Source organism: Roseburia intestinalis L1-82 (assembly GCF_900537995.1).
Taxonomy (GTDB): domain Bacteria; phylum Bacillota; class Clostridia; order Lachnospirales; family Lachnospiraceae; genus Roseburia; species Roseburia intestinalis.
The window spans coordinates 3,565,001-3,591,698 of record NZ_LR027880.1 but is presented as its reverse complement, the minus strand read 5'-3'; the positions used below and the strand labels follow the sequence as shown (position 1 = coordinate 3,591,698).

Genomic DNA, 26,698 nt, shown 5'->3' with positions numbered 1-26,698 from the left:
AAATTGAGGAGAAAATCAATGAACAAAAAATATTTACCGAGCGCACTGATTCTTTATTTAAATTATTTTATCCATGGTGTCGGATGTTCTATTTTAGGACAGGCAGTGATCAAGGAAGCACTTGCAGCATCCTGGGGTGTAGAGGCTATGGCAATTACAGCCATTTCTGCGGCACTTGGACTGGGCAGACTGATCGCACTTCCATTTGCAGGTCCTCTTTCTGATAAGTTAGGCCGCCGTATCTCCACTGCAATCGGAAGCGGTTCTTATGCGATATACTTAATCGGACTTGCGCTTGCATTTAATGCAGGAACAAATGGCGGATATCAGATTGCATATATCTGCGCAATCGTTGGTGGTATTGCCAACTCTTTCCTTGATACCGGAATTTACCCGGCTGTAGGTGAGATCATTTATAAAGCACCGGGTGTTGCAACGATGGGAATTAAATTTTTCATTGCAATCGCACAGATGATCCTGCCGTTCGTACTTGGCGCAACCGTAGCAACAACAGCAGCAGGTCTTACATCTTATAACACATTATTCTTTGGATGTGGTATCATTTATATTGTATTATTAGTACTGGTAATGCTTTTCCCTCTTCCGGATGCGGATCAGAAGGCAGCGGGAGAAAAAGAAGGACTGATCGCCAGCTTAAAACATACACATTTTTCCATCGAGTCTGTTGCGATGATCCTGATCGGATTCACCTGTACCGGTACATTCCAGCTCTGGTTAAACTGCGCACAGAACTTTGCAAAAGAAAATGTGGGCTGGACAGATCCTTCCATTATGCAGACTTACTATTCCGCAGGAACCATGCTTGCTTTGATCGTAACTGCATTACTGACAAGAAAAATTAAAGACGTCAGATTTATTCTGATTTACCCGGTAATTTGTCTGGCTACTCTGGTTGTTGTATTAGTCGGAAAGAGCCAGCCTCTTATGATCGCAGGTGCATTCTTAATCGGCTGGGCAGGCGCAGGCGGATTACTTCAGATCGCTACATCAGTCTGCAACATGCTTTTCCCGAAAATCAAAGGAACGGTAACTGCACTGGTTATGATCGCATCTTCTCTGTGTAACTACACGATCCTGACAGCAGCATCCAAAATGCAGCCTTCACAGGTTATGGTTATGAATATCGTGCTGACAACAATCGGTGTGGTACTGGGATTATTTGTAAACCTTCGTTACACAAGTATGGTTGAGCAGGCACAGGCAGATAATTAGGAGAAGATCTATTAAAGTAAAAACAGGAGGAAAAATAATGAGTTCATATGTAGAAGTTCGTGGTGTGAAAATCGGTGAAGGCGTACCAAAAATCTGCGTACCGATCGTTGGCAAAACAAAAGAAGAGATCCTTGCAGCAGCAAAGTCTTTTGCAGATGTAAAGATGGACGTTGTTGAGTGGCGTGTTGACTGGTTTGACGGCGTGTTCGATTTCGCTCAGGTAGAGGACGTGTTAAAAGATCTGCGTCCGGCACTTGGTAATACACCGATCCTGTTCACTTTCCGTACCTCAAAAGAGGGTGGCGAGAAAGCAATCGAGCCGGATGTTTATGTAGAGTTAAACAAAAAAGCAGCAGCAACCGGACTGGTTGACTTAGTTGACGTGGAAGCTTTCACAGGTGATTCTTATGTGAAAGAGATCATCGAAGCTGCACATGAAGCGGGTGTGGCAGTTGTCGCTTCTAACCATGATTTTGACAAGACACCGGACAAAGATGATATCGTTGGACGTCTCCGCAAAATGCAGGAATTAGATGCTGATATCCCGAAGATCGCTGTAATGCCGCAGAACAAAAGAGATGTCTTAACACTTCTTGCAGCAACGGAAGAGATGGTATCTGAATATGCAGACAGACCGATCATCACTATGTCTATGGCAGGAACCGGTCTGATCAGCCGTCTGTGTGGTGAAGTATTCGGTTCTGCACTGACCTTTGGCGCAGTTGGAAAAGCATCTGCACCGGGACAGATGAACGCAGCAGATTTAAATACTGTTTTAAATCTGATCCATGAGAGTATGTAATAAGCGTATTTTTGAAAAGGATGTCCCGTATCGAGACAATTCTCATAAGTAACAAAAACCGGATGTCAAATGAAGTGTCTTTTGACACCCGGTTTTTTAATTCACAGGAAATCAAATTTGAAAAAAACCAGAGAAATCTGATAGGATATAATAATAAATGAGCGAATCTGTATGTCAAAAAAGTTATACGAGGGAAGGAGAAAAGGCTGCATGAAAAAGTTTATTCATGTCATAGACGAAAGTCTTGAAGAAATCCTGATGGTTCTCATGTTAACGGCTATGACGTTAATTATGGGGTGTCAGGTATTTTCCAGATATATTCTTGGAGTATCGCTTTCGTGGTCGGAGGAGATCACCAGATATCTGTTTATATGGTCTGCATTTTTAAGTGTAAGTCTCTGTACCAGAAAATGCATTTCAATCAAAGTTGATCAGTTCATCAAAATGTTTCCGAAACGTGGAAAAACGATTTTTAAGATTACGAATCTCACGGTAGAGTTTGTATTTTTTGTCTATCTGATCCCTTTCTCCTTTCTATATTTAAAAGCAACGATAGAGAGCGGACAGGTCAGCCCGGCGTGTGGTCTGCCAATGTATTATGTGCAGTCAGCCCCGTTTTTCTGTTTTATTTTAACAGCGTTCCGCATCGTACAGCGCTGGTTTGGTGAGTGGCGCATTTTACTTGGAAAAGAAAAGAAACCGTTAGAAGAGGGCGATATTGCCTCTGTGATCGAGGAGGCAGTCGTTGAAAATCCGGAGCATGCGGATGCTGCAAATATGGACAAATCAGGTGTTACAGTTAGAAAGGAGAAATAGATGTCAGCAGTTGTTGTTTTTATTATTTTTGCAATATGTCTTGTGATCGCAATTCCGATCTCTATTTCACTTGGAATTGTGGCTGTGCTGCCGGGCGCATTTGACGCTTCATTTACGGCAAGTGCAGGGTATGTCATCCGTTCCATGGTCGGAGGAATCGACAGTTTCCCGCTGCTTGCAGTGCCGATGTTCGTGCTTGCGGGAATCCTTATGGCGCACGGTAAAATTTCAGAAAAATTATTTGATGTATTTGTTTATTTCCTTGGAAACAAAAGAGCGGGAATACCATGTGCAGTGATCATTACCTGTCTGTTTTATGGAGCAATTTCAGGTTCTGCACCGGCGACCGTTGCTGCGGTCGGAAGTATGACGATTCCGCTTTTGATCGAACTTGGCTATGAAAAAGATTTTTCCACGGCGATCGTTGCGGTGGCGGGCGGTCTTGGCGTTATCATCCCGCCGAGTATCCCGTTTATCATGTATGCGATGGCGACCGGTGAATCAGTCAGTGAGCTGTTTTTGGCAGGTATCGTACCGGGCATGATGATCAGTGCACTGCTGATCTTTTACGCATATTATTACTGCCGCCGTCACGGTGAGGACAGAGAGAAGATCCAGGCGAAAATGGATCAGCTCAAAGCAAAAGGATTCTTTAACATTTTAAAAGAGAGTATCTGGGCGCTCTTAAGCCCCGTGATCGTGCTTGGCTGTATTTATTCCGGTGTGGCATCCCCGACGGAGGCGGCTGTCATCTCCGTATTTTATTCCCTGTTTGTCAGTCTGTTCATTTACAGATCTATTAAAGTAAAACAGATCTGGGGCATTATGGTGGAGGCGATGAAAACCTATGCGCCGATCTTATTTATTCTTGCAACATCTACCGCGTTTTCGCGTGTGCTCACGCTGATGCAGGTACCGCAGGATGTCAGTGCATGGATCATGACACATTTCTCAAATGAGATCGTACTGCTTATTGTCATCAACGTGGTACTTCTGATTGTTGGTATGGTCATGGATACGACCCCGGCGATTCTGATCTTAAGTCCGATCTTACTGCCGATTGTAGAACATGTCGGAATGAATCCGATCCATTTCGGTGTCATGATGATCGTAAATCTTGCGGTTGGATTTGTCACACCTCCGGTCGGCGTCAACCTGTTTGTGGCAAGTTCACTTACCAATGTGCCGATGATGCAGATCGCAAAGAAGGCAATGCCGATGATTGGATATTTCATGCTTGCACTGCTTCTGATCACATTTATTCCGGCGATCAGTCTCTGTCTGCTTTCATAAGGAGGGCGAAAACTTGAAGAATTGTAAGAAAAAGATATTATGCGGTTTCCTTGCAGGGGCAGTACTTTTTGCAAGTGGCTGCGGGAATAAAGATACACAGGATCAGGCAAAAGTGCAGCGTTATGCGTGGCCGCTTGGAAGTTCAAGCCCGGAGGATACGGTCACACAGATCTATGCAGAAAAATTTGCAGAGGAAGTGGAGCGTTTGAGCGGCGGGATGATGCTGATTTCTGTTTATCCAAACAGTGTACTTGGCGGAGACAGAGAGTTGTTAGAGTCCTGTAAAGAGGGTGATATCCCGTTTGTGGTACAAAATACGGCACCGCAGGTGACTTTTATGCCGGATGTTGCAGTATTTGATATGCCGGCAGTGTTTGAAACGATCGACGAAGTGCGGGAACATGTGGATAACCCGGATTTCCTTTCCATGATGCAGCAGGTATACGGGGATGCCGGATATGTCCTTTTAGGATATGCCGACCAGGGATTCCGTGTGATGACCACAAACCGCAATGTGCAGTCAATCTCTGATTTTAAGGGACAGAAGATCCGTACCATGGAAAATTCCTATCACATGGCATATTGGAAAGCGCTTGGTGCCAGCCCGACACCGATGACATTTTCCGAGGTGTATATCGGACTGCAGCAGGGAACCATCGATGCGCAGGAAAATCCGTATGAGGTCATTGTTTCTAATAAATTATATGAGCAGCAGGATTATGTCGTGGAGACAAACCATCTGCCGCATCTGATCTCACTGATCGTCAGTGATGAGTTTTTTGAAGGACTGACCGGCGAGCAGCAGGAAATCATCAGAGAGGCTGCGGAGACAGCGAAAGAATATGCGAGAGAGCAGTCGGATGAGCGTATCGCATCCCGTATCCAGACAATCGAGGAAAGCGGTACACAGATTATTTCATTGAATGATGAAATGCATGAACAGATCAGAGAACTCTGCAAGCCGGTATATGAGTCAATTGAAAAAAATGTATCAGAGGATCTGGTCGATGCATATCTTGGCGATATGAAAGGTGTGATCGAGTAGAAAACATGTCGGAAATGATATTATACACTTTAAAACATAAATACTTTAAAGTACTAAAATATTTTGCTTGCGGAATGTGTCACATCTTGTTATAATGCTTTTTATAAAACAGGGAGGAAAACCAGGAGGAAAATCCTCTGCTCCTGCAGTGGCAGTCGCATTTTGCTCCGCAAAACAAGGAGGATTATAATGGATAAGATAGAAGCGATCCGTGAGAAAATTGGAGAATGTGATGATATCATCATCGAACAGCTTGCAGTTCGAATGTCATATATACAGGAAATTATTTCTTATAAGAAAGCAACCGGTATTCCAATCTTACAGCCGGAACAGGAGAAGAAACAGACCGACGCATTAAAGAACAAACTCGGTGACAATGAGTTCGAGGAAGAGATCCTTGATATTTTCAAATATATCATGAAAAACAGCCGCCGTATCCAGGCAAAGAGTCTGTTTGACTACAACATCTTCCTGATTGGATTCATGGGAGCCGGAAAGAGTACGATCGCCGGAGAACTGAAAGATAAACTTGAGATGGACCGCGTGGAGATGGACCAGATGATCGTAGAAAAACAGGGCATGTCCATTTCTGAGATCTTTGACGAATACGGTGAGGCATACTTCCGTAACTTAGAGAGCAACACCTTAATCGAGCTGCAGAAAAGAAAACAGACGATCGTTTCCTGTGGTGGTGGTGTCGTCATGAGAGAAGAAAACACCGATCACATGAAAAAGAATGGACGTGTCGTATTACTCACCGCAAAACCGGAAACTATCTACGAGCGTGTCAAAGACAGCGACGAGCGCCCGATCTTAAACAATAACATGAACGTTGAATTCATCAGTGGTCTTATGGATAAACGAAAAGACCGTTATGAAGCAGTCGCGGACATCACCGTTGCCACAGATGGAAAAAACGTCACCCAGATCTGCGAGGAGATCATCTCCAAACTGATCGCACTGGATAATGCGAAAGAAGCAGAAGCATAGACATCTGCAGTAAATAGAAAAAGGTGGTCACAGACTAACGGCTGTGACCGCCTTTTGTCCACGAATCTACAAAAATTCCTAACTAAATCGTAATCAGCTTATATTGATCACTTCCAAGTCCAATCTTAACAGCATGCGCAATGCAGCTCTTCCATTCAAAATGGATTTTGATCGCAGCGTATTTGTCGGTAAAATCGATCGTCTCAAACCCCGCAGTTTTCATAAGACGATGCAGTTTCTAGAGCAGATTCTCATGCTCCGTTGCCTTAAAAGATGTGAAATAAACATTTGATGCTTCCATACTGTGTGCCTCCTGTATGTTTTCATATACTGTATACATGTCATTATATAAGAAAAAGATGGAAATATAAGTAGAAAAAATGTCAGATTATGCTATACTAAAGCGTAGAGCAGGAAACGGAGGGAAATCCGATGAAACGGCAGAGTAAACCGGAGAAAATTAAAAAAGAAAAGAGCACTGCACCGGGAGAATGGTTATATTTTGCACCTGCAAATGTGACGGTGCGCAGCATTTATGAGGTACTGACAGACGATTATGAGGTAGAGATCTGGGAAGATGCAGGAGTACTGGAAATAGGATTAAATGACGGGGCAACACTTGATATCGAATGGACAAAGATTCCGGCAAAAGATGAAATCACGGCAGCATTTGCAAAGCAACATGGCTGTGAAAATGTATTTCTAGTCACTTTAAAACCGGAAGAATTTGAGACTGCAAAGAAGGCGATGAACAAGATCGTAGCTTCTTTAGGAGGACTTTTCTGCGGAGACACTGAGGATTTTACGCCAGTATTACAGTAGGAAAAGAGGAAAAGCATGACAGAAAAATTATACGACCAGGATGCATATGCGGTGGAGTTTGATGCAAAGGTTATATCCTGTGAAGCATACCAGGAGAAGAAGGAGAGCGGTTATCATGTGATTTTGGACCGTACACTTTTCTTCCCGGAAGAGGGCGGACAGAGTCCGGATAAAGGGACGATAGATGGCATCGAAGTGACGGATGTGCAGATCAAAAAAGATGTGATCACACACAGCTTAAAAGAACCGCTTGCCGTTGGGGAGACCGTACACGGGATCATTGACTGGACACACCGTTTTAATAATATGCAGCAGCATTCCGGAGAACATATTTTTTCCGGGATTGTACACAGCAGATTTGGATATGACAATGTCGGGTTTCATCTGAGCGACAATATCGTCACGATGGATTTTAACGGTGTTTTAACTGCGGATGAGGTACGTGAAGTTGAGACGGCAGCCAACGAAGTGATCGTGAAAAATCTTCCGGTCGAGATTACCTATCCGTCAAAAGAAGAATTGAAAACACTTGATTACCGCAGCAAGATCGAAATCGAAGGACAGGTGCGCATTGTGACAATCCCTGGTGTGGATGTGTGTGCATGCTGTGCACCACATGTGAAGAAAACCGGTGAGATCGGCATGCTCAACGTACAGAGTCTTTCTAATTATAAAGGTGGTGTCAGAATCAGTATCTTGAGTGGGTTCCGTGCACTGGAGGAAGAACGGAAAAAATCACAGGTAATTTCTTCTATCTCAGGTACACTTTCCGCCAATCAGGAGTTACTGCCAGAACTTGTGGAAAAATTAAAACAGTCCAACCAGGATCTGAAATATAAGCTGGCGCAGGCAAAGCAAAAGCTGGTGGAGCAGAAGATGAAAGAGATCCCGGCGGATCAGGAAAATGTACTTTTATTTGAAACGGATCTGGATACTCCGGTCATGCGTAACGCCATCAATGGACTTGTGGAAACGCATGCCGGGATCTGCGGCATTTTTGTGGAAAAAGAAGAGGGCGGTTATAATTTTATTATAGGAAGTAAAACAAAAGACTGCAGAGAGATCGCCACACTGCTGCGTGAAAAAACAGGTGCAAGAGGTGGCGGAAGTGCTGCAATGATCCAGGGGTCTGTAAGTGCAGAGGAGAAGGATTTAAGAGAATTGCTTGCGTAAAAGAGAGATATGTCAGGGAAAAGGGTTTAGAATATGAAGGAATTAAGTCAGAAGTTAGAACGGCTGATAGAGACAGCAGTGGAAAAAGAAGAGATTGCCGGAGCAAATATTGTGGTGATCCGGGATGGACAGGAAATGGCATTTGCAGCCGACGGTTATGCAGACATTGAAGCTGGTAAAAAATACGAACGGGATACGATTGCAAGGCTGTATTCCATGACAAAACCGGTCACGTCTGCGGCTGCCATGCTTTTGATGGAACGCGGGCTGCTTGATCCAGGAGCTTTCGTGGAAGAATTTTTGCCGGGATTTCACAATGCGATCGTGGCATCAGGCGGAAAACTTGTGCCGACGGTCCGGCCGGTGAGGATCTGTGATCTGCTTAACATGACATCCGGTCTGATGTACGGCGGGGATGTCACAAGTGTCTGCTCCATGGAGACGGAAAAGCTCTTTGACAGGATCAAAGAACACTTATATCTGGAGGATGCGATGACAACGCAGGAGGTTGCAAACCGTCTTGGATTGATACCGCTTCAGTTCCAGCCGGGAGAGAGTTTCCAGTATGGAACCTCTGCAGATGTGCTTGGGGCGGTTATTGAGGTCATCAGCGGAAAAACTTTTGGCGAATTTCTGAAAGAAGAATTTTTTGAACCACTTGACATGGAAGATACTGCATTTTATGTACCAGAGAACAAACAGGAGCGCCTTGCAAAAGTATACCAGAGGACGGAACAGGGATTAGAACTTTATACGGAAAATCATCTTGGTATCATGAATGCGATGGAACAGGTACCGGCGTTTGAATCTGGCGGTGCAGGACTGGTCTCTACACTGGACGATTACGCAAAGTTTGCAGCCATGTTACTGCAGGAAGGTTCTTATCAGGGAAAACAGATCTTAAAACCGCAGACAGTACATTACATGACAAACGGCTCGCTCATGTCATGGCAGCAGGAAGTGTTAGACCAGTGCTGGGAGGGTATCCGCGGATATACCTATGCAAACCTTTTGAGAATCCAGAAAGAGCCGGGAAAATCTCCGATGTTTACTTCCATAGGAGAATACGGCTGGGATGGCTGGCTTGGGGCATATTTCTGCAACAGCCCGAAAGACCGGCTTACGATGCTTCTTACCATGCAGCTTAAGGATGCGGGAACAACATCGCTGACGAGACGCTTAAAGAATGTGATTTGGAGTGAACTTTGCGGAGGAAGACGGGAATGAATTTTGACTTTATGATGGAATGTGAGATAAAAGATCCGAAAATCAAGGCGGCATACGATGAGATCTACAAAGAACTTGTGGATGCAGAAGCACATTATTGGAAGGAGCCGCAGCAGAGCGGCATCCTGTTCCGGAAAACAGCAGAACGGATCTGCCGTTTTTACAATGATTATTACGAGATTGGTTTCCCGGAAGGTACATTGTTAGAGGAATTTTTGTGTTATACGGATAAAGAAGAGCATAATGTTTTAGTAAGTCGTTTTTTTAGCATGGTCAAGGATCAGAGAGATCGTCTGAATAAATTGAGAGTACTCGGTGATGACTGCATCTGGGGAGAAGAGGGACCGGACCGCGGAATGGAGTTTTGTGACCGTATGGCGCAGGATGCGGAGAAGATGGCAGATGCCATGATGGAAGTGATCAAGGATATGTGCCGGCATTTTAACGGAAGGACGGATGTGGATGACCGTTTATTTTACATCGACTGGGTGCCGGATTATTCGGAGGAAGAGAGATTTCCGAAAAAAGAAGAGGTAAAAAAGCGGAGACTTTCGATCTTTTCAAGGTTTTTTGGAGGAAAAAGCAGTACATAAAAACAGAGGGAAGAAAGTGGACATTGAAAGAAGAGGGCAGATAATGTCAGAGGGCAGATGCTGTCTTCTTTTTTGTGTATCTTAAAAAGTACCGTATGCAGGCTTTAAAATCATATCTTTAGCGTGTATAATAGAAAGAAGTGTAAAAAGAAACAGGAAAGGCATTGGTCATTCATATGCAGCAAAAGAAAGAAAATGACAATATCATGAATTATGATACGGTGCGCCTGGATGATGAAAATAATGCGATCATTATCATTGACCAGACAAAGCTGCCGGGAAGCATAGAACTGATTGCATTAAAGACAGCGGAAGAGATCTGGGATGCCATTTACCTGCTCAGGGTAAGAGGTGCTCCGGCAATCGGAGTTGCAGCGGCATTTGGAATCTATCTTCTGGCAAAACAGAGCAGTGCATCAGATTATGATACTTTTCATGAAGAGTTTGTAAAACAAAAAGAGTATTTAGATTCTGCAAGACCGACGGCGGTCAATTTAAGCTGGGCATTAAACCGGATGCAGGGTGTCTTAGAGGCACATGCCGGTGAAGATGTGTCAAAGATCAAAGGATACCTCAAAGCGGAGGCAGTTGAGATCTGGCAGGAGGATATCCGTGTCTGCAAGAAGATCGGAGAGTATGGTCTGACGTTGGTGAAACCGGGAGACGGTATCCTGACACACTGCAATGCAGGTCAGCTTGCCACCAGCAAATATGGCACAGCGACAGCCCCGATCTATCTTGGAGAAGAGAAGGGCTATCATTTTAAAGTATTTGCAGATGAGACAAGGCCGCTGTTACAGGGAGCCAGGCTGACGGCATTTGAACTGCAGTCCTCAGGAGTGGATGTCACATTGATCTGTGATAATATGTCTGCAACCGTCATGAAAAACGGCTGGGTCAATGCGGTATTTGTCGGCTGTGACCGTGTGGCGGCAAACGGTGATACGGCAAACAAGATCGGAACCTCCGTGGTTGCTGCGGTGGCAAAATATTATAACGTCCCGGTTTATATCTGTGCGCCGACCTCAACGATTGATCTGAACACCAGGACGGGAGCTGATATTCACATTGAACAGCGTCCGGCGGAGGAAGTGACCGAGATGTGGTACAAAGAGCGCATGGCACCGGAGGGCGTCAAAGTGTTCAACCCGGCATTCGATGTGACAGATCATGAATTGATCGCGGGCATCGTCACAGAATACGGAATTGCAAGAGCACCGTATACGGAGTCACTGCAGGAGATATTTAAAAAGCGGGAACAGGAATCAGGCAGATAAGACAGGGCAGAATAAAAAATGTCTGTAAGAATGAATAAAGATAAAAGGAGTGTATGAGACATGGCAGAGAATAGTAGTTGCAGCAGCGCATCAAGCTGCAGCAGGGAGAGCTGTGAGGGCTGTCCGAGCAAGGCAAAAGGTGGAAACGGAATCGCAAAAGAGCCGATGAATCCATCTTCGAATGTAAAGAAAGTAATTGGCGTTGTCAGTGGAAAAGGCGGTGTAGGAAAGTCTTTCGTGACTGCATCACTTGCATGCGCCATGAAACAGGCTGGTTATAAAGTGGGAATCATGGACGCGGATATCACAGGACCGTCCATCCCGAAAATGCTCGGTGTACATGGTCAGGTTGTCGGTACCGAGGAGGGAATGATCCCGTTAGAAGCAGAAAACGGTATCAAAGTAATGTCTGTCAATCTGCTTTTGGACAATGAGGAAGATCCGGTTATCTGGAGAGGACCTGTGATCGCAGGTGTGGTAAAACAGTTCTGGAATGAGACCGTATGGGGAGATGTTGATTATTTATTTGTCGATATGCCGCCAGGAACAGGTGACGTACCACTTACGGTATTCCAGTCACTTCCGGTCGACGGTATCGTGATCGTTACCTCTCCGCAGGAACTGGTACAGATGATCGTTAAAAAAGCATACAATATGGCAGAGATGATGCACGTTCCGGTACTTGGACTGATCGAGAATTTCAGCTATTTAAAATGTCCGGACTGCGGAAAAGAGATCAAATTATTCGGCGAGAGCCATATCGAGGATGTCGCAGCGGAATTGACACTTCCGGTATTCGGAAAGATTCCGTTAGATCCTGCATTTGCAGAAAAAGCAGACGAAGGAAAATTCTATGAGACAGAAAATCCTTATCTGCAGACCGCTGTCAGAGCACTTTCCGCAATGAGCCGCATTATGTAAAAAATTTACCACTTACCATAGGAAAACGAACCACTTGGTGTAAAAGCATTTACACCGGGTGGTTCGTTTTTTATAATGTACCTGTCAGTACAGAAAAGGAGACAGGTTATGAAAATTAAAATCGAAATGGATGAACAGGCGGAGGAAGAAGTCATTATCCGCTGCCGTGGAATGACAGAACAGATTGCAGCCATTCAGAGAGCAGTCAGTGAGGCAGCCGGGGCAGTCCAGAAGATCGTCCTCTACAAAGGAAATACCGAGTATTATCTTCCGATGAATGATATTTTGTTCTTTGAGACAGCGGATCATGGAGTGGCGGCACACACCGGAAATGATATGTATGAGGCCGGATACAAGCTGTATGAATTAGAGGAAATACTTCCGGGATTTTTTATGAGGGTGTCAAAATCGACGATCTTAAATACTTCTCATATTTTTTCCATTAATCGGAACCTGACGGCATCAAGTGTCGTGGCATTTGAGAACACGCACAAAAAGGTGTATGTCTCTAGATATTATTACAAACCGTTAATCAGCAAATTAGAAGAAAGAAGGTTACATCAATGAAAAAGAAAAATATTGCATGGGGATTATTTTTTATATTTCTTGCGGCAGTGTATCTGGTGATCAGCAGTACAGGGATGGAACTGGGTGTTGGTTTGCCCGGTATTTTTATGACGGTCCTGTTTGTCTGGCTGTTTGTTGAGGGGATAAAAGATGTTAATTTTTATTCGATTGTATTTGCAATAGCCTTTATCTGCATTCTTTACAGAAAACCTCTTGGGCTGGAAAAATTAGGACTGACAAGCTGGACGATACTTGGTGCGGCATTGCTTTTAAGTATCGGTCTGTCTATGATCTTTAAAGATGTACGAAGAAAAAACTGGAAAACAAAAACCATAAACTGGGATGAACAAATGAGTATGCCAAACGGTGAGCAGTGCAGCGGTGAACACATCCGCTGCGAAAATAATTTTGGCTCTGCCATCCGTTATATCAATTCGGAGCATTTCTGCGATGCACAGCTTGAAAATAACTTTGGAAGTATGAGCGTTTATTTTGACAATGCCATAATCGCAGGGGAAGCGGCGTCGGTCGAAGTGGAAAATAACTTTGGGGAGACAAATCTCTATATACCAAAAGAATGGAAAGTGCAGAATGAACTGAAGCGTTCCTTTGGAGCAGTGGAGGAAATAGGACGCGGCGAAGGCAGCAGCGTTGCAACACTGTATCTGCGAGGGGCAGCAAATTTTGGAGTAATCAAAATTTATTATATCTGACCGGTAAGACCAGATGCTGGTGCAGTATGTGAATACTTTCTATGAATGAAAAAGTTCTCCGGATGACATGCAGGTTATTCCTCATCATCTGCATAACTGGTATCTTCGTGCAGATTCGGGATCATGTCAAGACCGCGGTTTGCATCGATCTTCGGATCTTTTCCAAAGTGGTAATCATTTCCCGGCAGGATCGCATTTAAAAAGATACCTGCGATTGCAGCGATGGCAAGGGAAGTGAGTGTGACAGAAGTTCCGGCAACGGTAAAAGTAAGACCGTCCGAAAAACCAAGACCACACACGAAAATCACACCGGCAATGATAAGGTTTCTGGATTTTGTAAAATCAACATGGTTCTCTACAACATTCCGGACACCGATCGCAGAGATCATACCGTAGAGCATAAAGCTGACACCACCGATGATCGCAGATGGCATAGAACCGATCACTTCAGCCATTTTTGGAATGAAGCTTAAGAGAATCGCATAACATGCTGCTAACCGGATCACTTTCGGATCGTGAACACGGCTTAATTCCAGAACACCGGTATTTTCACCGTAGGTTGTGTTAGCAGGACCACCGAAGAGTGCGGAGAGTGCAGTTGCAAGTCCGTCTCCGATTAATGTGCGGTGCAGTCCCGGATCCTCGATAAAGTTCTGATTTACAGTCGCAGAGATCGCGGAGATATCTCCAATGTGTTCCATCATGGTTGCAAGTGCGATCGGAGCCATGACAAGGATGGCAGAGATATTGAATTTGCAGATGGAAAATGCAGGAACACCAATCCAGGAAGCTGCTGCGATATTTGAAAAATCAAGGATTGCAGAACCGTCCGCATTTGTCATACCAAGTGCATTAAAGATAAGAGCGGCACAGTAGGAAATGATAACACCCATCAGGATAGGGATAATTTTGAACATGCCCTTTCCCCAGATATTAAAGATGATGATGACTGCAAGGGCGATCAGTGCTAAAAGCCAGTTCTTAGAAGCGTTGTTTACCGCAGAACCTGCAAGACTTAAACCGATACAGATGATGATCGGACCGGTAACGACCGGCGGCAGGAAACGCATAACCTTTTTGACACCGACAAGCTTGATGATCAGTGCTAAGATCAGGTATAAAAGTCCGGCAACAACAACACCGCCGCAGGCATAGGACAGTTTGTCTGCATTCGACATCTCAGCAAATACACCTGAATCCATGGAAGCGATCGTGGCATATCCGCCTAAAAATGCGAACGAAGAACCGAGAAAAGCCGGAACTTTAAATTTGGTGCAAAAATGGAAAAACAGTGTGCCGATACCGGCGCAGATCAGGGTAACCTGAACATGCAGGACATCCTCCCCAAAATAACTGTTTACCAGGATCGGGACAAGAATTGTTGCGCCGAACATGGCAAACATGTGCTGCAGACCGAGCAGCAGCATCTTTGGAATGCCAAGAACTGAGGCATCACGGATTGGTTCATTGTTTTGATTCATAGAATCCTCCTTTGTTTACTTTTTTATCCCATAAGAAACGCACCTTCGATGGAAAGTGCGTTGTGGAATCAAAATTGGGTTGTAGCAGTTTTTTCATAGCTGCGTACCGGGATCCGGTTCAATTCGTCGGTGCAGTCGAGATAAAAAATAACGAGTGTTTCTGTCTGATATGGAACGACCCAGAGGGATGCGATGCCAAAGGAACAGAGAACCAATAAGCCATATCCGATAAAACTGAGCAGAATATAAAGCAGACGCAGACGGTTGCCGTGCATGAGAAGTCTGCATTCTTTAAAAACTTCCAGACATTTAAGCTCAGGATGATCGAGTGTGATATATCCGATAAAATGATAGGTAAGCATAAAATAACAGCTTAAGATCAGAGAAAGGATTCCCGTCGCTGCTGCAATTACAATAGAAACCACTGAAAAATCTGCGATCACTGCATAAGTAAAACCACCGATCACAGGAATCATGGAAACAAAGATCATCAGTAAAAATAAAAATCCCGCGATAAAAAATCGGTCTGTATTTTTCTTAAATGGATCAAAAATATCGCGGACGAGAAAATCATTTCCGCGTGTCATGGACAGATGGATCTTTGCCACGCCGCATCCTAACACAAAAGAGACAACAGATATGAGAAGCTCTGCGATCAGTGAGATCACAAGCTGCATATTTGTCGGATTATCTCCCATGGAAAACGAAAATGGAGATTCGATCACAGTTGCGATCAGTGTTGTGGCAGCAAAAGCTGCCATCGGAACACGGTATCTGTCATTTAAAATATCACGCGCAATGCGTTTGAGTTCTTTTGATGTGCGTTTCATTCGGTAAATAACTCCTTTTAGATCATACAGCAGCGGTTACAGCGTTGCTGCAATTAGAATAAATTATAGCATAGGTGGCGGGGGGTTGTATAGATGTGTATTTCTGATAAAATGTGGGGGAGGGTGTTGATGGCAAATGGTGTGTGTTAGTGTTTTGGTGGGCAAATTGCACAAACCAGTCTCAGCTTTGTGCGATTTGCCAGCCGCTACTTTGTGAAACATCATTTGCGTCAACACTTAAAAGATATACTTCAATGGGAAAAGAACAGGATTAAGATATCAAATGGAAAAAAGAAATAATAATGAACATAAAAAAATAGATAATGTTTTATATATACTTGGTCTGAGCGGCACAGTCATCTGCTGCGTGTATCTGCTCATTTCAAAAATAACCGGATTTCGTATCGAAAACTATCTCTACCCGTGCCTTTTCCACACCGTAACCGGATACTACTGTCCGGGCTGTGGAGGAACCAGAGCGGTATGTGCTCTCTTTCAGGGACATTTTCTGATATCCTTTTTGGAACATCCGTTTGTACCGTATGCAGCAGTACTCTGCGCGTGGTTTTTATTAAGCCAGACGATCGAACGTCTCTCACACCATAAGCTGCCGCTTGCAATGCACTATAAAGACCGTTACCTCTGGATCGGACTTGCAATCCTTATCATCAATTGTATGGAAAAAAATATCGTCCGCCTCTTCTGGGGTATAAGCCTTTTATAATAGAAGATGCTGATAGAAAAAATAGCGGCGCAAAATCTGCCACCCACGAACCTTCAAACCACCTTTTGTCCCCCTGAATCTCCCACAAAAAACTCAGTTCTGCGGAAACAGCATATTATAATCAATCCCCAGCGATGTACAACTTTCCCGCATCATATTTTCAATTCCACCATAGTAAACGTTAGCGAATACCACCGAATAAATTAAGAGCAGCACAATAATGCCAAGCGCTACGCTGCTTAAAGTAAGCCCAAGCTTTGCACGCCCGGAAAATGTTGTCTCACCGCCGCGTGAGAGCAGTGCAAACACGATGCCGAGCGCACCGCAGATTAATGCCGGATAAACCAGACAGAACGTTGAAAGTGCAATGATCCCCATGATAAGGGAAAGATTTTCCATATGTTTTGAATGCCGGTCAGGCGTTGGTCTGTAAAACTGATGATCCATAAATAAGCCTTTCTGAAAATAAATAATATGATGTGGATAGTGTATCATGCGGTGTGGAAAAAAACAATGTTACCTTGAATCACTGTGGACATTTCGTTATAATAAAGATATTGCGTCGGAGAAAACGTTAAAATCCGGTGAGAAAAAAGGAGTAACTATGGATATTATTGCAAAGATTTCCGAGGAACTCGGAATCCGTAAAAATCAGGCTGAAGCAGCCGTAAAGCTGATCGATGAAGGGAATACCATCCCGTTTATTGCCCGTTACCGCAAGGAGGCAACCGGAGCACTTAACGATGAGGTGCTTCGTAATTTATATGAGAGACTGACTTATTTAAGAAATCTCGAGGAGCGCAAGGAGACGGTTCTTGCAGGCATTGAAGAACAGGGAAAACTGACAGACGAATTAAAAGCGCAGATCATGTCTGCCGAAACAATGGTTGTGGTGGAGGATCTCTACCGGCCGTACAAACCAAAGCGCCGCACCAGGGCGACGATCGCAAAAGAAAAAGGATTAGAGCCGCTTGCCGGCATCATCACGTTACAGATGTTAAACACATCCTTAGAGGAGGAAGCAGAAAAATTTGTTGATCCGGAAAAAGAAGTGACGAGCGCAGAGGATGCGATCGCCGGGGCAAAAGATATCATCGCGGAGAGCATTTCGGATGAGGCGGATTACCGCAGCCGGATCCGTGATCTGACGGTCAAAAAAGGACGCATGATTTCTGCGGCAAAAGACCCGGAAGCAGAGTCTGTCTATGAGATGTACTATGAATTTGACGAGCCGGTGGCGAAACTTGCCGGACACCGTATTTTAGCGTTGAACCGTGGAGAAAATGAAAAATTCCTGACGGTAAAGATCGAGGCACCGGTCGAGGATATTTTGCGTTACCTTGAAAAAAAGGTGATCGTGCGCGACAACCCACAGACGACGCCGGTATTAAAAGAAGTGATAGAAGATGCCTATGACCGTCTGATCGCACCTGCCATTGAGCGTGAGATCCGCAGTGACCTGACCGAAAAAGCCGAGGATGGTGCGATAAAAGTATTCGGGAAGAACTTAGAGCAGCTTTTGATGCAGCCTCCAATTGCAGGACAGGTTGTACTTGGCTGGGACCCTGCATTCCGTACCGGCTGTAAACTTGCCGTGGTGGATCCGACCGGAAAAGTGCTCGATACGACAGTCATTTACCCGACTGCACCACAAAATAAAGTGGAAGAGGCAAAAGCGGTTTTAAAGAAGCTGATCTCAAAATATCACATCACACTGATCTCACTGGGAAATGGTACAGCATCCCGCGAGTCCGAGCAGGTGATCGTAGAGTTATTAAAAGAGATCCCGGTCAAAGTACAGTATATCATTGTCAACGAGGCAGGAGCTTCCGTATATTCTGCAAGTAAACTTGCAACGGAGGAGTTTCCACAGTTTGACGTAGGACAGCGAAGCGCGGCATCCATGGCACGCCGCCTGCAGGATCCGCTTGCAGAGCTTGTAAAGATCGATCCGAAATCGATCGGTGTCGGTCAGTATCAGCACGATATGAACCAGAAAAAATTAAGCGAGGCACTCGGCGGAGTCGTGGAGGACTGTGTAAACAGAGTCGGCGTTGATTTAAATACGGCATCTGCATCCCTGCTTGAATACATTTCCGGTATCAGCAAGGCAGTTGCAAAAAATATTGTGGCATACCGTGAGGAAAATGGCCGGTTTGAGGCGAGAAACCAGCTCTTAAAAGTAGCAAAATTAGGACCGAAAGCATATGAGCAGTGTGCAGGTTTTCTGCGCATCAACGATGGTAAAAATCCGCTGGATGCGACCGGTGTACATCCGGAGAGTTATGCAGCGGCAAAGACACTGTTAGAGCGTCTCGGCTATACGACGGAGGATGTGAAAGAGCGCAGATTAGACGGCATTTCCAAAAAAATTTCCAACTATAAAAAGCTGGCAGAAGAACTTGGCGTGGGAGAGATTACACTGCAGGATATCGTAAAAGAACTTGAAAAACCGGCGCGTGATCCGAGAGAGGATATGCCAAAGCCGATTTTGCGCAGCGACGTCCTTGAAATGAAGGATTTAAAACCGGGCATGATCTTAAAGGGAACGGTCCGGAATGTGATCGACTTTGGAGCATTTGTGGATATCGGAGTCCATCAGGACGGACTGGTACACATTTCACAGATGAGTGACCGTTTTATCAAACATCCGCTGGAAGTGGTCAGTGTCGGCGATATCGTTGAGGTAAAGGTATTGGATGTTGACCTGAAAAAACAGCGCATCGCACTCACGATGAAAATTAATGGTTGACAGATCAGAAAAACATGCATACAATAGAGAGCGTAAAAATAATATTAATTCTTCGGGGCAGGGTGATGCAGTAAGATTTGCAGATTCCCGACCGACGGTGATGTAGAGTCCTGATAATGATCAGAGTCATTTACAAAGTCCGTGACCTGCTAAGGCAGCTGATCCGGTGAGATTCCGGAACCGACAGTATAGTCTGGATGAGAGAAGATAAGCATGTGAATGATAAGACGTCAGAAAAGACGTTTCTGTTACATGATAGAACCCCGGATGATGGTTACATCCGGGGTTTTGTCGTATTCAGACAGCAGAATGCTCACAAAATGTGCATTTTATTGTATGAGATATTTCGCAGACAAAAACACGCTTACAATCCCTCGCATTTTCCGAAAAGAGAAAAGGAGACGAGTGAAATGGATGCAACAAATAAAACAGTAACCGTAAAAAGAGTCAATGTAAGATATCTGACAGTGACAGCTATGCTTTCCGCAGTGGCATATATCCTGATGTTTCTGGATTTTTCCGTGCCGTTTATGCCGTCATTTATCAAGATGGATCTCTCAGAACTTCCGGCACTGATCGGATCATTTGCCATGGGGCCGCTCTGTGGTGTGATCATCTGCCTGGTAAAAAATGTACTTCATCTGTTCATTACATCCACAGGAGGAGTTGGAGAGCTTTCAAACTTTATTCTGGGTGTGGCATTTGTACTGCCGGCAGGGCTTCTTTATAAGTACAAAAAGACAAGAACGACCGCACTGATCGGTTCCATTGCAGGAGCAGTGATCATGGGTGCTTTCAGCATTGTTTCAAACTACTTTCTGGTATATCCGGTCTATTACAATTTCATGCCACAGGAGGCAGTGCTTGGAGCATATCAGCTGATTGCTCCGTCCATGAAGAGTATTTTACAGTGTTTAATCTGCTTTAATATGCCATTTACCTTTATTAAAGGAATGTTTTCCGTAGTCATCACATTTGTGACCTACAAACACATTTCTCCGATCTTAAAGGGAAGACAGTCATAAGCAGGAGCTAACAGAGGTTTCGTTACTGTTTACAGTCAGGCATTTTCTGAACTGAAAATGCCGTATGATACAGTGGTGGTAGCAGATTTTGCCGATTTGGAATGCGAAGCATCGGCAAAATCCGTTACTGGAACGAGGTACGAGTGGACAGTAACGAGTTTTCAGAGAGAAAAGACGCAGAAAAAGAATGCGTCTTTTCTTTTTTTTCAAAAAATGTTATACTAAGCTGATTCTAAAATGGTGGGGGATTGACGATGAGATTGGAATTTGATATAACATTGACCGCAAAGGACATGTTTCGTTTTAACCTGTACCAGACATACACTGGTGCATCCGGGTGGATTTCCGTGATAGCGGCAGTCGTCTGTTTTGCTGCGGCAGGTACAAAATACAGTGAACGCGGAGCATCCTATACGGTTCTTGGTATTTTGCTTGGAGCGCTGATACTGTTTTACATGCCGGTGACACTTTATCTTCGTTCGAAACAGCGCATTGCGGCGTCAGAGGTATTGAAAAACAGCCTGCATTACTGTGTGGACGGAGAAGGGATTTCCGTGACACAGGGGGATGCAGATGCAAAACTGATGTGGGATCAGGTCTATAAGATGGTGTCCACGAAAAATAATGTGCTGGTGTACAGCAACCGTGTGAATGCCTATGTGATCCCAAGGCAGCAGTTAGGGGAAAAATGCCGTGAACTTGCAGAAATTGCAAAAGAAAAACTGCCGAAGTACCGTGTGAAATTAAAATAAATTTGTGCATGGCAGATATTTTACCTCATAAAAACATGGAGGACTGAATTATGAAAGAAACCGTTTATGAGACATTTTCCGCGGCAGAGACACATGCGCTTGGGAAAAAGATCGGGGAAACGGCGAAGCCGGGAGATGTGTACACGCTTGTGGGAGACCTTGGCGTTGGCAAGACTGTTTTTACACAGGGAATCGCAGACGGACTTGGCATCACAGAACCTGTGTCGAGCCCGACTTTTACGATTGTACAGGTGTATGAAGAAGGAAGAATGCCGTTTTATCATTTTGATGTATACAGGATCGGCGACATCGAGGAGATGGACGAGATCGGTTATGAGGATTACTTTTACGGGGAAGGTCTGTGCATGATCGAGTGGGCAAACCTGATTGAAGAGATCCTTCCGGATAAACGCTATGATGTGACGATTGAAAAGGATCTTGAAAAAGGATTTGATTACCGGAAAATTACCATAAAAGAGCATGAGGGCTGATAAAACAGTTCGTTCATGCGGGAATGGAGCTTACAATGAAAATTTTGGGATTAGACAGTTCAGGACTGGTGGCAAGCGTGGCAATCGTATGTGACGATAACATGCTTGGCGAATATACCGTCAATTATAAAAAAACACATTCACAGACGCTTCTGCCAATGTTGGATGAAGTGGCAAAGATGATAGAGCTGGATCTAAATTCGATCGATGCGATCGCAATCGCAGGAGGTCCGGGATCATTTACCGGGCTTCGGATTGGTTCGGCAACGGCAAAAGGACTTGGACTGGCATTAAATAAGCCGATCATCAACGTGCCGACCGTAGATGCGCTTGCGTATAATCTTGTCGGACATGCAGGACTTGTGTGTCCGCTTATGGATGCCAGAAGAAACCAGACTTACACGGGACTTTATTCTTTTGACGGCAATGAGATGGAAGTATTAAAGGAACAGTGCGCAGTCGGAATTGATGAGATCATTTCGATTGTAAACCAGTTCGAACAGCCGGTTACTTTTTTAGGGGATGGTGTGCCGGTATTTCAGGAGTATATAGCAGAAAACTGCAGTGTACCGTATACATTTGCCCCTGCACACGTCAATAAACAGAGAGCAGGAGCGGTTGCGGCACTTGGCATGAAATATTTTGCAGAGGGCAGATCAGAAACCGCTGCAGAACACAAGCCGGAATATCTGCGCCTGTCCCAGGCAGAGAGAGAACGAAAAGAGGGCGGATTAGCATGATCACAGTCAGAGCCATGCAGGTAAAAGATGCAGAACAGGTAAGTGAACTGGAAAGAATGATCTTTTCACAGCCATGGAGTTATCAGGGATTTGTGGATTCACTCAGTCTGCCGAACACGGTTTTTCTGGTTGCGGAAGAAAATAATAAGATCTTAGGATATATCGGAATGTATTTATCCATTGATGAAGGTGAGATCACAAACGTGGCGGTTTCACCGGAAATGCGGTGCCATGGCATTGGCGGCATGCTGCTTGCGGAAGCAAAAAAAGAGGCAGAGAGCCGCTCGGTCGGCAGAATCGTGCTCGAAGTCCGTTGTTCGAATGACAGTGCAATCCGTCTGTATGAGCGCAATGGATTTGTAAATCACGGCGTGCGGAAGGGATTCTATGAACTTCCGAAAGAGGATGCCTATATTATGATATATGGCCAATAATTCCCACTACATAAGGCAGAATCTTGTTTGTATAATATAGATATTAATAGATATCTGTGGACAGCATAGGTTTTCGTGGACAATGTCTGTCTGTATTGCAGAATGGGAAGGCAGAAAAAATGAGCAGAAAAGATCAGAAAATATATTGTAACTGTTGTGGAAAAATGATTTGTCTGTTATCTGAGAAGGACCGCACTTCATTCCTTACGGTGGAGAAGGAGTGGGGGTATTTTTCCGATAAAAAAGACGGGAGGATACACAGAATGGATATCTGTGAGTCCTGCTATGAAAAAATGGTAGAAAAATTTGTGATACCGCCGGAGGAAAAACAGGTAACAGAGTTTGTATGAAAGGAGTAAAATCTATGCCCGGTATGCTGGGCATTGCTCACCAGATGGCAAATTTTACAAAACAAAATTGCATTTTGCTCCGCAAAACAAGGAGTAAAATCCTCTCCTCGCCAGTGGGCTCGGATTTTGCTTCGCAAAACAAGGAGTAAAATCCTCTCCTCGTCAGTGGACTCGGATTTTGCTCCGCAAAACAAGGAGGATTATATGTTAGACGTATGTCTTTTGGGAACTGCAGGCATGATGCCGCTGCCGCACCGTTGGCTGACGGCGTCACTGATGCGTTATAACGGGAGCAGTTTACTTATTGACTGTGGAGAGGGAACCCAGATCGCAATCAAGGAAAAAGGATGGACTTTTAAGCCAATCGATGTGATCTGTTTTACACATTATCATGCGGATCATATCAGCGGACTGCCGGGATTGCTTCTTTCCATGGGCAATGCAGAGCGGACAGAACCTCTGACTATGATTGGACCAAAGGGATTAGAGCGTGTAGTCGGGGCACTTCGGATGATTGCACCGGAACTGCCGTTTGAAATAAGATATATTGAAATAATGGAACCGGAAGCCGATATAGAAATAAACGGATATCATATCCATGCGTTCCGCGTCAACCATAATATTACCTGCTATGGGTATACCGTGGAGATCAGACGTGCCGGAAGGTTTTCCGTGGAGCACGCGAAGGAACGTGAAATTCCACAAAAATACTGGAACAGACTTCAAAAAGGGGAAGAGATCGAAACGGAAGATGGGGCACATTATACCCCGGATATGGTGCTTGGTGCTGCCCGGAAAGGGATCAAAGTAACTTACTGTACCGATACCAGGCCGACGGAATCACTTGTTGCTTCTGCAAAAAATTCGGATCTTCTGATCTGCGAGGGTATGTATGCGGAAAAAGAAAAAATTGCAAAAGCAAAACAGTACAAGCATATGACTTTTTATGAAGCAGCGGAAGTGGCAAAAAAAGCGGAAGTCGCAGAAATGTGGCTGACCCATTTTTCACCGTCACTGGTGCATGCAGAAGATTATATGCCGCAGGTAAGGGAGATTTTCCCCAATGCTTTTCTTGGAAAAGATGGAAAGAGTGTGGAACTGATGTTTGAGGATGAGAAAAATTGAGAGGGGGATTCATATGAAAAAGAATGGACAGAAAATCATTTTTGCAGTTGTATGTGTTGTGATCATTGTGGGACTTTTCTGGTATACTGCGGCGAAAAAGGGAAATTCGGCAGAAAATAACGATGACCTTACGGAAGTAGAGAAAGTGATTACCAAGAATCTTGAAAAGAATTACCCGGAAACACCAAGAGAAGTTGTGAAATTTTATAATCGTATTATTACCTGCTTTTATGATGAAGAGTATACAGATGACGAACTTTATGAGCTTGGCGATCAGGCAAGACTTCTGATGGATGATGAACTGTTGGAAAACAATTCCAGAGATGATTATTTTAAAAGCCTGAAAGCCGATATAGAAGACTATCACGACAAGTCGAAAAAGATAGAGTCCTCCTCTGTGTGCAGCAGTGATGAGGTAAAATATCAAAAGATTGATGGGGATGACTGCGCTTATGTGACGGCATCTTATTTTGTGAACGAAAATAAAAGTTATACCCGTACAAATCAGACTTATGTGCTTAGAAAAGACAAAGACGGAAAATGGAAGATTTTAGTATTTTATCAGACCGAAGGAGATACGGAAGATGAGTGACAAGGAGATAAAGATTCTTGCAATAGAAAGTTCATGTGATGAAACTGCGGCAGCAGTTGTGGTAAACGGCAGGGATGTCAGATCCAATGTGATTTCATCACAGATTGCACTTCACACATTATATGGCGGTGTCGTTCCGGAGATTGCTTCGCGAAAACATATTGAAAAAATCAATCAGGTGATCGAGCAGGCACTCAGTGACGCAGATACGACTCTGGATGATATCGATGCAATCGGTGTTACATACGGACCGGGACTGGTAGGTGCACTGTTAGTCGGAGTAGCGGAGGCAAAGGCGATCAGTTATGCGAAAAATATACCTCTGGTCGGAGTGCATCATATCGAAGGACATATCAGCGCAAACTACATTGAGAACAAAGATTTAGAGCCGCCATTTTTATGCCTTGTTGTATCCGGCGGACATACCCATCTTGTAAAAGTGCTGGACTATGGAAAATACGAGATATTAGGACGTACGAGGGACGATGCGGCCGGAGAAGCTTTTGACAAAGTGGCAAGAGCAATCGGACTGGGCTATCCGGGTGGACCGAAGATCGAAAAAGTATCGCATGAGGGAAATCCCCATGCGATGGAGTTCCCGCGCGCAAAAATCGCAGATGGACCATATGATTTCAGCTTCAGTGGGTTAAAATCCGCAGTTTTAAACTATCTGAACGGCTGCCAGATGAAAGGAATCTCTATCGTACAGGCAGATGTTGCGGCATCATTTCAGAAAGCAGTGACGGATGTTTTGATCGGGAATGCGATGAAAGCAATCGATGAGTTTAAGATGGATAAATTTGCGATTGCAGGAGGCGTGGCTTCCAACGGAGTCCTGCGTGAAGGAATGCGTGAGGCGTGCGAGAAAAAAGGAGTGCAGTTTTATCATCCATCACCGATTTTTTGTACCGACAATGCGGCAATGATTGGTGTTGCTGCTTATTATGATTTTATACATGGACAGAGAGATGGGTTAGATCTCAATGCTGTTCCAAATTTAAAACTTGGAGAACGCTAATGGAAAAATTTACGGCGATCGTTCTTGCTGGTGGAACCGGAAAAAGAATGCACAGTCATATTCACAAGCAATATCTTACACTGGCAGGAAAGCCGGTTCTTTATTATGCATTAAAGGCATTTGAGGAGAGTGATATCACAGATATCATCCTTGTCACAGGTGCCGATGAGGAAGCGTATTGTAAACGGAAAATTATTGATAAATATCATATCGGTAAAGTAAAAGCAATCGTGCCGGGTGGCGTGGAACGATATCATTCTGTATATGCGGGACTCTGCGCAGCGGAGGGGGCGGACTATGTGCTGATCCATGACGGGGCGAGACCGTTAGTGTCGGCCGATATCATAAAAAGATCCATGCAGGCGGTGAAGAAATATCGTGCATGCGTGGCGGGAATGCCGGTAAAAGACACAATCAAAATAGCAGATGAAGACGGTTATGCTAAATTGACGCCAGAGCGTTCAAAAGTATGGCAGATTCAGACACCACAGAGCTTTTCCTATCCACTTGTATATGAGGCATATCGAAAAATGCTTGCAGATGAGGACTCTGCCATTACGGATGATGCGATGGTGGTGGAACGGATGACAAACCAGTCGGTTAAGCTGATCGAGGGGAACTACAGGAATATAAAAATCACCACACCGGAGGATATGCTGATCGCCGAAATGTACTTAAAACAGGGCGCTTCAAACATCTGAAATGAAAAAAATGAAAAAAAGTTAAAATAATTGTTGACAGAAACAAAAGTTGATGGTAGAATCTTTTTTGCACTGATTCGTGCGAAACAAATACGGAGAGGTATCGAAGTGGTCATAACGAGGCGGTCTTGAAAACCGTTTGTCCGAAAGGGCGCATGGGTTCGAATCCCATCCTCTCCGCTTACTGATGAAAGTCAGTACGAATTAATAT

General features: G+C 44.4%; 31 protein-coding genes, 1 tRNA gene and 1 riboswitch. Of the genes, 28 read left to right on the top strand and 4 right to left on the bottom strand.

The annotated features are described in order from the left end of the window. The first annotated feature begins 18 nt into the window (after nucleotides 1-18). From RIL182_RS16900 to RIL182_RS16870, 6 genes are all read left to right on the top strand, one after another. Nucleotides 19-1,233 (top strand): MFS transporter, encoded by a 1,215-nt coding sequence (locus RIL182_RS16900; protein ID WP_006856430.1) that lies wholly within the window; start codon nucleotides 19-21, stop codon nucleotides 1,231-1,233. Nucleotides 1,234-1,270: 37 nt separating this feature from the next. Beyond that, nucleotides 1,271-2,035, top strand: coding sequence for a type I 3-dehydroquinate dehydratase (gene aroD, locus RIL182_RS16895; RefSeq protein ID WP_006856431.1), 765 nt, complete (start codon nucleotides 1,271-1,273; stop codon nucleotides 2,033-2,035). Nucleotides 2,036-2,245: 210 nt separating this feature from the next. Continuing rightward, a complete protein-coding gene (locus tag RIL182_RS16885) occupies nucleotides 2,246-2,851 on the top strand; it encodes a TRAP transporter small permease (protein WP_044998782.1) in 606 nt (201 codons plus the stop codon). Further along, nucleotides 2,852-4,144, top strand: a complete 1,293-nt coding sequence (locus tag RIL182_RS16880; protein WP_006856434.1) for a TRAP transporter large permease — start codon at nucleotides 2,852-2,854, stop codon at nucleotides 4,142-4,144. A 13-nt stretch (nucleotides 4,145-4,157) separates the two neighbouring features. Further along, a complete protein-coding gene (locus tag RIL182_RS16875) occupies nucleotides 4,158-5,189 on the top strand; it encodes a TRAP transporter substrate-binding protein (RefSeq protein WP_006856435.1) in 1,032 nt (343 codons plus the stop codon). Between the two features lie 189 nt (nucleotides 5,190-5,378). Further along, nucleotides 5,379-6,179: a shikimate kinase gene (locus RIL182_RS16870; protein WP_006858597.1), complete on the top strand. Its 801-nt coding sequence runs from the start codon at nucleotides 5,379-5,381 to the stop codon at nucleotides 6,177-6,179. Nucleotides 6,180-6,261: 82 nt separating this feature from the next. Here the strand turns inward: RIL182_RS16870 and RIL182_RS22355 are convergent, their stop codons facing one another. Next, nucleotides 6,262-6,402, bottom strand: a complete 141-nt coding sequence (locus RIL182_RS22355) for a hypothetical protein (RefSeq protein WP_006858598.1) — start codon at nucleotides 6,400-6,402, stop codon at nucleotides 6,262-6,264. 209 nt (nucleotides 6,403-6,611) lie between these two features. Here RIL182_RS22355 and RIL182_RS16865 point away from each other — a divergent pair, with 209 nt between their 5' ends. The 8 genes from RIL182_RS16865 to RIL182_RS16830 all read left to right on the top strand — a co-directional run bounded on the left by RIL182_RS16865 (nucleotide 6,612) and on the right by RIL182_RS16830 (nucleotide 13,472). Next, nucleotides 6,612-7,001, top strand: a complete 390-nt coding sequence (locus tag RIL182_RS16865; protein ID WP_006858599.1) for a hypothetical protein — start codon at nucleotides 6,612-6,614, stop codon at nucleotides 6,999-7,001. A gap of 15 nt (nucleotides 7,002-7,016) precedes the next feature. Continuing rightward, on the top strand, nucleotides 7,017-8,174 hold the full coding sequence (locus tag RIL182_RS16860) for an alanyl-tRNA editing protein (protein ID WP_006858600.1): 1,158 nt from the start codon (nucleotides 7,017-7,019) through the stop codon (nucleotides 8,172-8,174). Nucleotides 8,175-8,207: 33 nt separating this feature from the next. Further along, a complete protein-coding gene (locus tag RIL182_RS16855) occupies nucleotides 8,208-9,401 on the top strand; it encodes a serine hydrolase domain-containing protein (RefSeq protein ID WP_006858601.1) in 1,194 nt (397 codons plus the stop codon). Continuing rightward, nucleotides 9,398-9,994 carry a hypothetical protein gene (locus RIL182_RS16850; protein ID WP_006858602.1) on the top strand — a complete coding sequence of 199 codons (597 nt, stop codon included), beginning with the start codon at nucleotides 9,398-9,400 and terminating at the stop codon, nucleotides 9,992-9,994. The genes RIL182_RS16855 and RIL182_RS16850 overlap by 4 nt, the downstream gene beginning before the upstream one ends. Before the next feature lie 176 nt (nucleotides 9,995-10,170). Continuing rightward, a complete protein-coding gene (gene mtnA / locus RIL182_RS16845; RefSeq protein ID WP_006858603.1) occupies nucleotides 10,171-11,271 on the top strand; it encodes an S-methyl-5-thioribose-1-phosphate isomerase in 1,101 nt (366 codons plus the stop codon). Nucleotides 11,272-11,331: 60 nt separating this feature from the next. Continuing rightward, nucleotides 11,332-12,192, top strand: coding sequence for an Mrp/NBP35 family ATP-binding protein (locus RIL182_RS16840; RefSeq protein WP_015522243.1), 861 nt, complete (start codon nucleotides 11,332-11,334; stop codon nucleotides 12,190-12,192). A 108-nt stretch (nucleotides 12,193-12,300) separates the two neighbouring features. Then, on the top strand, nucleotides 12,301-12,759 hold the full coding sequence (locus RIL182_RS16835) for a LytTR family DNA-binding domain-containing protein (RefSeq protein ID WP_022111912.1): 459 nt from the start codon (nucleotides 12,301-12,303) through the stop codon (nucleotides 12,757-12,759). Continuing rightward, nucleotides 12,756-13,472, top strand: coding sequence for a LiaF transmembrane domain-containing protein (locus RIL182_RS16830; protein ID WP_006858604.1), 717 nt, complete (start codon nucleotides 12,756-12,758; stop codon nucleotides 13,470-13,472). The genes RIL182_RS16835 and RIL182_RS16830 overlap by 4 nt, the downstream gene beginning before the upstream one ends. A gap of 74 nt (nucleotides 13,473-13,546) precedes the next feature. Here RIL182_RS16830 and RIL182_RS16825 read toward each other — a convergent pair whose 3' ends face one another. Further along, entirely contained in the window at nucleotides 13,547-14,953 is a 1,407-nt protein-coding gene (locus RIL182_RS16825; protein ID WP_006858605.1) for a uracil-xanthine permease family protein, read from the bottom strand. 68 nt (nucleotides 14,954-15,021) lie between these two features. Beyond that, nucleotides 15,022-15,783: a DUF975 family protein gene (locus RIL182_RS16820; protein ID WP_006858606.1), complete on the bottom strand. Its 762-nt coding sequence runs from the start codon at nucleotides 15,781-15,783 to the stop codon at nucleotides 15,022-15,024. Nucleotides 15,784-16,066: 283 nt separating this feature from the next. Here RIL182_RS16820 and RIL182_RS16815 point away from each other — a divergent pair, with 283 nt between their 5' ends. Next, nucleotides 16,067-16,507: a DUF2752 domain-containing protein gene (locus RIL182_RS16815; RefSeq protein WP_006858607.1), complete on the top strand. Its 441-nt coding sequence runs from the start codon at nucleotides 16,067-16,069 to the stop codon at nucleotides 16,505-16,507. 93 nt (nucleotides 16,508-16,600) lie between these two features. On the opposite strand, the gene RIL182_RS16810 is transcribed toward RIL182_RS16815, so the two are convergent. Next, a complete protein-coding gene (locus RIL182_RS16810) occupies nucleotides 16,601-16,954 on the bottom strand; it encodes a hypothetical protein (RefSeq protein ID WP_242655625.1) in 354 nt (117 codons plus the stop codon). A 157-nt stretch (nucleotides 16,955-17,111) separates the two neighbouring features. On the opposite strand from RIL182_RS16810, the gene RIL182_RS16805 reads away from it, so the two are divergent. The 13 genes from RIL182_RS16805 to RIL182_RS16750 all read left to right on the top strand — a co-directional run bounded on the left by RIL182_RS16805 (nucleotide 17,112) and on the right by RIL182_RS16750 (nucleotide 26,667). Further along, the gene (locus RIL182_RS16805) at nucleotides 17,112-19,259 is read left to right on the top strand and encodes a Tex family protein (protein ID WP_044999458.1); all 2,148 of its coding nucleotides are present in this window, start codon (nucleotides 17,112-17,114) and stop codon (nucleotides 19,257-19,259) included. 44 nt (nucleotides 19,260-19,303) lie between these two features. Then, nucleotides 19,304-19,472, top strand: a riboswitch (FMN riboswitch). Between the two features lie 197 nt (nucleotides 19,473-19,669). Beyond that, complete coding sequence (locus RIL182_RS16800) at nucleotides 19,670-20,284, top strand: ECF transporter S component (protein ID WP_015522251.1); 615 nt, start codon at nucleotides 19,670-19,672, stop codon at nucleotides 20,282-20,284. Nucleotides 20,285-20,538: 254 nt separating this feature from the next. Then, nucleotides 20,539-21,036, top strand: a complete 498-nt coding sequence (locus RIL182_RS16795; RefSeq protein ID WP_006858611.1) for a YcxB family protein — start codon at nucleotides 20,539-20,541, stop codon at nucleotides 21,034-21,036. 50 nt (nucleotides 21,037-21,086) lie between these two features. Then, nucleotides 21,087-21,527, top strand: coding sequence for a tRNA (adenosine(37)-N6)-threonylcarbamoyltransferase complex ATPase subunit type 1 TsaE (tsaE, locus tag RIL182_RS16790; RefSeq protein ID WP_006858612.1), 441 nt, complete (start codon nucleotides 21,087-21,089; stop codon nucleotides 21,525-21,527). 35 nt (nucleotides 21,528-21,562) lie between these two features. Further along, nucleotides 21,563-22,267, top strand: a complete 705-nt coding sequence (tsaB, locus tag RIL182_RS16785) for a tRNA (adenosine(37)-N6)-threonylcarbamoyltransferase complex dimerization subunit type 1 TsaB (RefSeq protein WP_015560262.1) — start codon at nucleotides 21,563-21,565, stop codon at nucleotides 22,265-22,267. After that, nucleotides 22,264-22,701, top strand: coding sequence for a ribosomal protein S18-alanine N-acetyltransferase (rimI, locus tag RIL182_RS16780; RefSeq protein WP_006858613.1), 438 nt, complete (start codon nucleotides 22,264-22,266; stop codon nucleotides 22,699-22,701). Before tsaB ends, rimI begins: the two co-directional genes overlap by 4 nt. Nucleotides 22,702-22,820: 119 nt before the next feature. Further along, the gene (locus RIL182_RS16775) at nucleotides 22,821-23,051 is read left to right on the top strand and encodes a hypothetical protein (RefSeq protein ID WP_044999454.1); all 231 of its coding nucleotides are present in this window, start codon (nucleotides 22,821-22,823) and stop codon (nucleotides 23,049-23,051) included. Further along, nucleotides 23,048-23,200: a hypothetical protein gene (locus RIL182_RS21385; protein ID WP_006858614.1), complete on the top strand. Its 153-nt coding sequence runs from the start codon at nucleotides 23,048-23,050 to the stop codon at nucleotides 23,198-23,200. Before RIL182_RS16775 ends, RIL182_RS21385 begins: the two co-directional genes overlap by 4 nt. 55 nt (nucleotides 23,201-23,255) lie before the next feature. Beyond that, a complete protein-coding gene (locus RIL182_RS16770) occupies nucleotides 23,256-24,176 on the top strand; it encodes a ribonuclease Z (protein WP_015560264.1) in 921 nt (306 codons plus the stop codon). Nucleotides 24,177-24,189: 13 nt separating this feature from the next. After that, nucleotides 24,190-24,768 (top strand): DUF6715 family protein, encoded by a 579-nt coding sequence (locus RIL182_RS16765; protein WP_022111920.1) that lies wholly within the window; start codon nucleotides 24,190-24,192, stop codon nucleotides 24,766-24,768. After that, nucleotides 24,761-25,786 (top strand): tRNA (adenosine(37)-N6)-threonylcarbamoyltransferase complex transferase subunit TsaD, encoded by a 1,026-nt coding sequence (tsaD, locus tag RIL182_RS16760; RefSeq protein ID WP_006858615.1) that lies wholly within the window; start codon nucleotides 24,761-24,763, stop codon nucleotides 25,784-25,786. Before RIL182_RS16765 ends, tsaD begins: the two co-directional genes overlap by 8 nt. Beyond that, nucleotides 25,786-26,487 carry a 2-C-methyl-D-erythritol 4-phosphate cytidylyltransferase gene (gene ispD, locus RIL182_RS16755; RefSeq protein WP_006858616.1) on the top strand — a complete coding sequence of 234 codons (702 nt, stop codon included), beginning with the start codon at nucleotides 25,786-25,788 and terminating at the stop codon, nucleotides 26,485-26,487. The genes tsaD and ispD overlap by 1 nt, the downstream gene beginning before the upstream one ends. A 94-nt stretch (nucleotides 26,488-26,581) precedes the next feature. Next, a tRNA-Ser gene (locus tag RIL182_RS16750) sits at nucleotides 26,582-26,667 on the top strand. Nucleotides 26,668-26,698 lie beyond the last annotated feature (31 nt).

Excerpts from the sequence above, each read along its gene's own strand:
- RIL182_RS16900 (WP_006856430.1), top strand. The coding sequence starts at position 19 with ATGAACAAAAAATATTTACCGAGCGCACTGATTCTTTATTTAAATTAT.
- aroD (WP_006856431.1), top strand. The coding sequence starts at position 1,271 with ATGAGTTCATATGTAGAAGTTCGTGGTGTGAAAATCGGTGAAGGCGTA.
- RIL182_RS16885 (WP_044998782.1), top strand. The coding sequence starts at position 2,246 with ATGAAAAAGTTTATTCATGTCATAGACGAAAGTCTTGAAGAAATCCTG.
- RIL182_RS16880 (WP_006856434.1), top strand. The coding sequence starts at position 2,852 with ATGTCAGCAGTTGTTGTTTTTATTATTTTTGCAATATGTCTTGTGATC.
- RIL182_RS16870 (WP_006858597.1), top strand. The coding sequence starts at position 5,379 with ATGGATAAGATAGAAGCGATCCGTGAGAAAATTGGAGAATGTGATGAT.
- RIL182_RS22355 (WP_006858598.1), bottom strand. The coding sequence starts at position 6,402 with ATGAAAACTGCGGGGTTTGAGACGATCGATTTTACCGACAAATACGCT.
- RIL182_RS16865 (WP_006858599.1), top strand. The coding sequence starts at position 6,612 with ATGAAACGGCAGAGTAAACCGGAGAAAATTAAAAAAGAAAAGAGCACT.
- RIL182_RS16860 (WP_006858600.1), top strand. The coding sequence starts at position 7,017 with ATGACAGAAAAATTATACGACCAGGATGCATATGCGGTGGAGTTTGAT.
- RIL182_RS16855 (WP_006858601.1), top strand. The coding sequence starts at position 8,208 with ATGAAGGAATTAAGTCAGAAGTTAGAACGGCTGATAGAGACAGCAGTG.
- RIL182_RS16850 (WP_006858602.1), top strand. The coding sequence starts at position 9,398 with ATGAATTTTGACTTTATGATGGAATGTGAGATAAAAGATCCGAAAATC.
- mtnA (WP_006858603.1), top strand. The coding sequence starts at position 10,171 with ATGCAGCAAAAGAAAGAAAATGACAATATCATGAATTATGATACGGTG.
- RIL182_RS16840 (WP_015522243.1), top strand. The coding sequence starts at position 11,332 with ATGGCAGAGAATAGTAGTTGCAGCAGCGCATCAAGCTGCAGCAGGGAG.
- RIL182_RS16835 (WP_022111912.1), top strand. The coding sequence starts at position 12,301 with ATGAAAATTAAAATCGAAATGGATGAACAGGCGGAGGAAGAAGTCATT.
- RIL182_RS16830 (WP_006858604.1), top strand. The coding sequence starts at position 12,756 with ATGAAAAAGAAAAATATTGCATGGGGATTATTTTTTATATTTCTTGCG.
- RIL182_RS16825 (WP_006858605.1), bottom strand. The coding sequence starts at position 14,953 with ATGAATCAAAACAATGAACCAATCCGTGATGCCTCAGTTCTTGGCATT.
- RIL182_RS16820 (WP_006858606.1), bottom strand. The coding sequence starts at position 15,783 with ATGAAACGCACATCAAAAGAACTCAAACGCATTGCGCGTGATATTTTA.
- RIL182_RS16815 (WP_006858607.1), top strand. The coding sequence starts at position 16,067 with ATGGAAAAAAGAAATAATAATGAACATAAAAAAATAGATAATGTTTTA.
- RIL182_RS16810 (WP_242655625.1), bottom strand. The coding sequence starts at position 16,954 with ATGGATCATCAGTTTTACAGACCAACGCCTGACCGGCATTCAAAACAT.
- RIL182_RS16805 (WP_044999458.1), top strand. The coding sequence starts at position 17,112 with ATGGATATTATTGCAAAGATTTCCGAGGAACTCGGAATCCGTAAAAAT.
- RIL182_RS16800 (WP_015522251.1), top strand. The coding sequence starts at position 19,670 with ATGGATGCAACAAATAAAACAGTAACCGTAAAAAGAGTCAATGTAAGA.
- RIL182_RS16795 (WP_006858611.1), top strand. The coding sequence starts at position 20,539 with ATGAGATTGGAATTTGATATAACATTGACCGCAAAGGACATGTTTCGT.
- tsaE (WP_006858612.1), top strand. The coding sequence starts at position 21,087 with ATGAAAGAAACCGTTTATGAGACATTTTCCGCGGCAGAGACACATGCG.
- tsaB (WP_015560262.1), top strand. The coding sequence starts at position 21,563 with ATGAAAATTTTGGGATTAGACAGTTCAGGACTGGTGGCAAGCGTGGCA.
- rimI (WP_006858613.1), top strand. The coding sequence starts at position 22,264 with ATGATCACAGTCAGAGCCATGCAGGTAAAAGATGCAGAACAGGTAAGT.
- RIL182_RS16775 (WP_044999454.1), top strand. The coding sequence starts at position 22,821 with ATGAGCAGAAAAGATCAGAAAATATATTGTAACTGTTGTGGAAAAATG.
- RIL182_RS21385 (WP_006858614.1), top strand. The coding sequence starts at position 23,048 with ATGAAAGGAGTAAAATCTATGCCCGGTATGCTGGGCATTGCTCACCAG.
- RIL182_RS16770 (WP_015560264.1), top strand. The coding sequence starts at position 23,256 with ATGTTAGACGTATGTCTTTTGGGAACTGCAGGCATGATGCCGCTGCCG.
- RIL182_RS16765 (WP_022111920.1), top strand. The coding sequence starts at position 24,190 with ATGAAAAAGAATGGACAGAAAATCATTTTTGCAGTTGTATGTGTTGTG.
- tsaD (WP_006858615.1), top strand. The coding sequence starts at position 24,761 with ATGAGTGACAAGGAGATAAAGATTCTTGCAATAGAAAGTTCATGTGAT.
- ispD (WP_006858616.1), top strand. The coding sequence starts at position 25,786 with ATGGAAAAATTTACGGCGATCGTTCTTGCTGGTGGAACCGGAAAAAGA.